Genomic DNA, 4,915 nt, shown 5'->3' on the forward strand with positions numbered 1-4,915 from the left:
TATTCACTCTTTGCAGAGTCTAATGCAGTCCGGGTCCCCTTCGTCTAGAGGCCTAGGACACCGCCCTTTCACGGCGGTAACAGGGGTTCGAATCCCCTAGGGGATACCACTTTCTTTTTTAGCTTTGTCTTATAAAGACTTACTTTTATAACGACATAGTTTAAAAAGTTATTAAAGCCACTTAATTGTGGTTTTTTTATATCTAAAATTTATCTATTGCTTCCTTTTCTCTGCGCTTACCACTTAATACAAATCATTAAATCAGATATCACCTCTAATCAAGCTGCGATTGATTACCTATTACTTACCTAATTTCAATTCCAGATCTGCATTAACTAATACTAATCGGGATAAATAAGTGCTCAGATATTGCGTAGGAAAAATCGCTTAGAACAAGGCAGGAATTGCAGCTAGCTAGTTGCTCTACCTACAAAATTTCTAACGAAGTTATAAGCGATTTCAACCACTAAGAATGATCATATTCTTATGCTGATTGGTATACGTTGTCAGTGAACTACATAAGTCATATACGAGTCTATAAAGCATGAGTCGCTTATAGGCTAGGCTTAATGAGTTGTCGTTTGTTTAAGTCCTTCTGTGCTCGGTTTTAATTTTTATCAAAATTAATGCCTAACAAATTTAGCTTCTCGCTTTTCAATGCTGAAATTTTAAAAATGCCTTTATTCAAGCTGTAAAAAATGGATATTATACTGTTAGCCCCAAACTTAAAGTTAGGATCTGTTTATTCATATCAATCGCTCCACAAGACACTCGACTCTTTACTCAAATTAGCATTCAACTACTAAATACTATTTCTCATAAGGTAATCCACACTATAAGCACTCATAAAAAGTTGATAAAAGAATTAATCACAAAAAGATATAAAAAAAGAGGCCAACGGCCTCTTATATTCATTTAGCTTTAACTCTATATTCAATAGTGAGTTTATGCGCTCTTTTCTAGTTCGATGGTTTTTGCCTGATGGTAAGTTAGCCTTATGATTGCCACAGATAACAAAGCTAATAACCCGCAAGATCCGATAACTACCCCTTGCCACTCCAATTTGTGCCAAAAAATCATCAAATAAGGCCCTCCAAGCGATGCTCCTAAGTAATAACTGCAAAGATATAAAGAAGTTGCTTTCGCACGGTGTGTCGACGCTCTGATGGCCACAAATGAGTTACAACAACTATGGGTTAAGAAAAAACCACTTGCCGTAAAAAGAAAACCGATAGTTATTGCCGCTAAGTTATCCATCAGGGTTAACAAAGTGCCTAATAGCATTACCAGCAACGCCCCTTTAAATAAACGTAAAGCACCGAACTTCACGACCCACTTAGCCGAGAAATATGACGTTAGCGTGCCGCTTAAATAACACAGAAAAATCAACGTGGCGGCAAAACGGCTAAAGTTATACGGTTCATCCATTAAGTGAAGCTGGATAAAGCTAAATTGATTCACCATCATCATGAAAGCAAGTCCACCAATGACGTAAACCAAGCGCATTTGATGATCTGTTAAATGGTAAACAAAGCCACCAACATCCTGCTTGATTTTCGCAATCATACCGATGGAACTTTGAGTTTTCTCAGCTTTTAGCTCTCGTCTTGGTAGAAGGTAGGTGACAATTGAGATACCTAATAAGGTGACGGCAAAGTTTACTGTCATGGCTTGCTCCCAAGTGCAGTATTGTGACAATAAACCACCCATCAATCTGCCACCAATTCCCCCTAAGCTATTGGCCATAATATAAATTCCAGCAGCTTTAAGTAAAAAGTTTGCCGGTAATTGCTCTTTAAAATATGCCATAGCAATTGCAGGCACTGCAGCTAATAAGACCCCTTGTAACAATCTCACCATGAGTAAAGCATCAAAATCTTGCGCAAATATCAGTAAAATATTTGAAGCCACTAATAACCACAGGCTCACCATGATAGGAGCTAGGCGGCCGACTCGGTCAGAAATAACGGCATAGATTAATAATGAAAAAGCCAAAGAAAAGCTTGTAACAGAAAGAATAAGCGTTGCTTTGGCACCACTCACATGAAAATGTTCAGCTATGGAGGGCAACATACCCTGTACAGCATAAAGATTGATATAGACAACGATAGAGGCTAAACACAAAGCCCAGATGAGGCGAAGCTCAGATCGAGATTGTTCGAGTTCACTCACAGCATTAGCACGCAAATCAGGCACAACTTAAGCCTCGATTATAAAGAGAAATGAAGTTTGATTATTACTTGTTAAGCTGCACATGCAATTAACGATATTTGAAGATGTGAGTTACGTCTTAATTCCAAAGAATAAAATTAAGACGTAATTGCAATAACTTGATTAAGTTAAGCTTTAAACAGCAGAGTTAACGGTCAACCTTTTTCATGATAACTTCAGTTGTGAATTTATCATTATTTATCACAGGGAACTTATCGTAAGTTTGGAAAATAACTTTGCCTTGATATGAAATCATTGCTACAACACCGTAGTCGATATCATCGTTAATACTGTCATGAGGTAAAGTAAATTTAAATGGCACTGGGGCCCTTGCGATATCAAAATTTTTCTGTGAGATAATCAAGCCTGGCGTGTTCAAATCAATAATCGCAATATCAATTCTACAACCGGCGGGAAGCGTTATTTTTTCTAAATAACCTGCATAACCATTAATCACAATCGGCTCATCAGGAGTTACAGTGACGCATGCTGTCAGCATTAAAGTCACCACCCCAAATATCATTGCCTTTAAACTATAATTCATACTCATTACCCTTTCGTCATTCTTAACAGGCCTTCTTGTGTTGCAGATGCAACTAAACGCCCTTGCTGATCAAAAAACTGCCCTTTCACAAAACCGCGGCCACCGCTGGCATTGGTACTTTCAACACTATAAAGCAACCAGTCTGAAAAATTAAACGGTCTATGGAACCACATAGCATGATCTATCGTTGCCATTCTCATGCCGGGAGTCAAGAATGATACGCCGTGGGGCTGTGCGGCTGTGACTAAAAAGTTAAAATCAGAAGCATAAGCGAGTAAATACTCCTGTACGCTATGGTCGCTTGGAATATTGCCGCTAGCACGCATCCATGTGTAACGCTTAGGCTCAGTTGAATCTGGCGCAATCGGATGAACAGGGTTAACTAAGCGCATTTCAATCGGAGAGTCAGCCATGAACTTTTCTAACATTTTCACTGGCACTTTATCTCGCATTGTCAGTGCTAGTTCTTGTTGGTTAAGCAAGCCTTCAGGTCCAGGCACTTGCGGCATCGTAGCTTGATGTTCAAATCCTTCTTCAGGAGTTTGAAAAGAACACGTCATATAAAATATAGGACGACCTTTTTGAATAGCTTTGACTCTTCTGGCGCTAAAGCTGCCGCCATCACGCATATTCTCAACATCATAAACAATCGGTAGTTTCTCATCGCCCGCTCTTAAAAAATAAGAGTGTAATGAATGGACGTGTCTATCTTCGCTGACAGTTTGCTTAGCGGCACTTAATGCTTGGCCCATCACCTGACCACCAAAAACATGACCAAAGCCTAAATCCTGACTTTGACCACGAAACAGTCCTAGCTCTATCTGCTCTAATGAAAGTAATGAAAGTAAATCGTTTAATACCTGACTCATAAATATCCTAACGCTGTTCAAGCAAACTAATAGTCTAAGGTTACCTTAGAACGACACATCAATCGTAAAAATATTCTTAAATTTACGCATATATAAACAAAAACCACTAAAAATTAGCACAAATAACAATAACTTTTTACCTAATTGCGCGATCACAAGCTCGTACTTAATCATAAAAAATTGCTATGCTATTAGGCAATCCTAAATTAACTCTACATCTTGAAGCCTTAACTATATGCAATCTTGGATTTTAGCGATTCGACCACGCACCTTACCTGCTGCCATTGGTCCATTATTAGTGGGTAATATTTTAGCCCTACATCTAGAACAGTTCAGTTTTACTATTGCTTGTATCTCTATGTTATGTGCAATTTTATTACAAATTGCCGTTAACTTAGCGAATGATTACTTTGACTTTAAAAACGGCATTGATACCGAAGAACGAGTGGGCCCTGTTCGTGTGACTCAAAGTGGGATGATTTCACCTAATAGCGTTCGTAATGCCATGGTGATATGTCTTGTACTTGCATTACTCGTCGGTACGGCACTGATTGTTCACGGCGGTTGGCCAATCGCCATTTTAGCAGTAGCGGCTTTATTAGGCGCTGTTTGCTACAGCGGTGGCCCTTATCCACTTGCATCACATGGTTTGGGTGAAGTCGCAGCGTTTATTTTTTTCGGGCTAGTCGCAGTGGTTGGCAGTTATTACATTCAAGCCGGTGATACCAGCGCCAGCGCTTGGCTACTAGGTAGTGCTATTGGTTTGTTTAACGCAGCTATTATGCTAGTTAACAACACCCGCGACATTCAAACTGATACCAAAGCAAGCAAACATACTCTCGCTGTTAGAATTGGTCAGGCGCAAGCTAGGGTACTTTATCAAGCATTAGTATATTTACCGTTTGGCATTATCATCGGTGGTTTCTTGATGGGAGCTTTACCAGGAATACCGGTATTACTTGCGGGCCTTGCATTAGTTTATGCTCGTCAGCTTAGCGGTGAGTTTAGCCATACCAGTGGAGAGGCCCTTAACCCTATTCTTGGCCGTACAGCTAAATTAACCATGATTTTTAGCCTCTTGTTCAGCATTGGCTTAATCTTTAGCTTAACTTATTAACTTAACTGAATAACTTAACTGAATAACTTACCTCTATAAAAAATAAAAAGGCTTCCTAAGGAAGCCTCAGATTAATGACAAACCCCCACTTTTTTTAAGTGGGGGTTTTATTTTATTGGTTTATACGCATTTCACGACGTTTATTTAAAAACACATCTTGAGCAATATTGTTGG

At 39.2% G+C, this 4,915-nt stretch carries 4 protein-coding genes and 1 tRNA gene; 2 read left to right on the forward strand and 3 right to left on the reverse strand.

Translation table 11 applies throughout. The annotated features are described in order from the left end of the window. Positions 1-33 precede the first annotated feature (33 nt). Positions 34-109, forward strand: a tRNA-Glu gene (locus tag L2735_RS19705). Positions 110-945: 836 nt separating this feature from the next. Here L2735_RS19705 and L2735_RS19710 read toward each other — a convergent pair. From L2735_RS19710 to tesB, 3 genes are all read right to left on the reverse strand, one after another. Continuing rightward, entirely contained in the window at positions 946-2,187 is a 1,242-nt protein-coding gene (locus L2735_RS19710; RefSeq protein ID WP_248986295.1) for an MFS transporter, read from the reverse strand. A gap of 172 nt (positions 2,188-2,359) precedes the next feature. Next, entirely contained in the window at positions 2,360-2,755 is a 396-nt protein-coding gene (locus L2735_RS19715; RefSeq protein WP_248986292.1) for a YbaY family lipoprotein, read from the reverse strand. A gap of 5 nt (positions 2,756-2,760) precedes the next feature. Continuing rightward, positions 2,761-3,624, reverse strand: a complete 864-nt coding sequence (tesB, locus tag L2735_RS19720; protein ID WP_248986293.1) for an acyl-CoA thioesterase II — start codon at positions 3,622-3,624, stop codon at positions 2,761-2,763. Between the two features lie 235 nt (positions 3,625-3,859). On the opposite strand from tesB, the gene L2735_RS19725 reads away from it, so the two are divergent. Then, a complete protein-coding gene (locus tag L2735_RS19725; RefSeq protein WP_248986294.1) occupies positions 3,860-4,741 on the forward strand; it encodes a 1,4-dihydroxy-2-naphthoate polyprenyltransferase in 882 nt (293 codons plus the stop codon). The last annotated feature ends 174 nt before the right edge of the window (positions 4,742-4,915 follow it).

Source organism: Shewanella olleyana (genome assembly GCF_023283825.1).
GTDB lineage: Bacteria > Pseudomonadota > Gammaproteobacteria > Enterobacterales > Shewanellaceae > Shewanella > Shewanella olleyana.

Coding starts and splice junctions, on each gene's coding strand:
- L2735_RS19715 (WP_248986292.1), bottom strand. CDS start 2,755: ATGAATTATAGTTTAAAGGCAATGATATTTGGGGTGGTGACTTTAATG.
- tesB (WP_248986293.1), bottom strand. CDS start 3,624: ATGAGTCAGGTATTAAACGATTTACTTTCATTACTTTCATTAGAGCAG.
- L2735_RS19725 (WP_248986294.1), top strand. CDS start 3,860: ATGCAATCTTGGATTTTAGCGATTCGACCACGCACCTTACCTGCTGCC.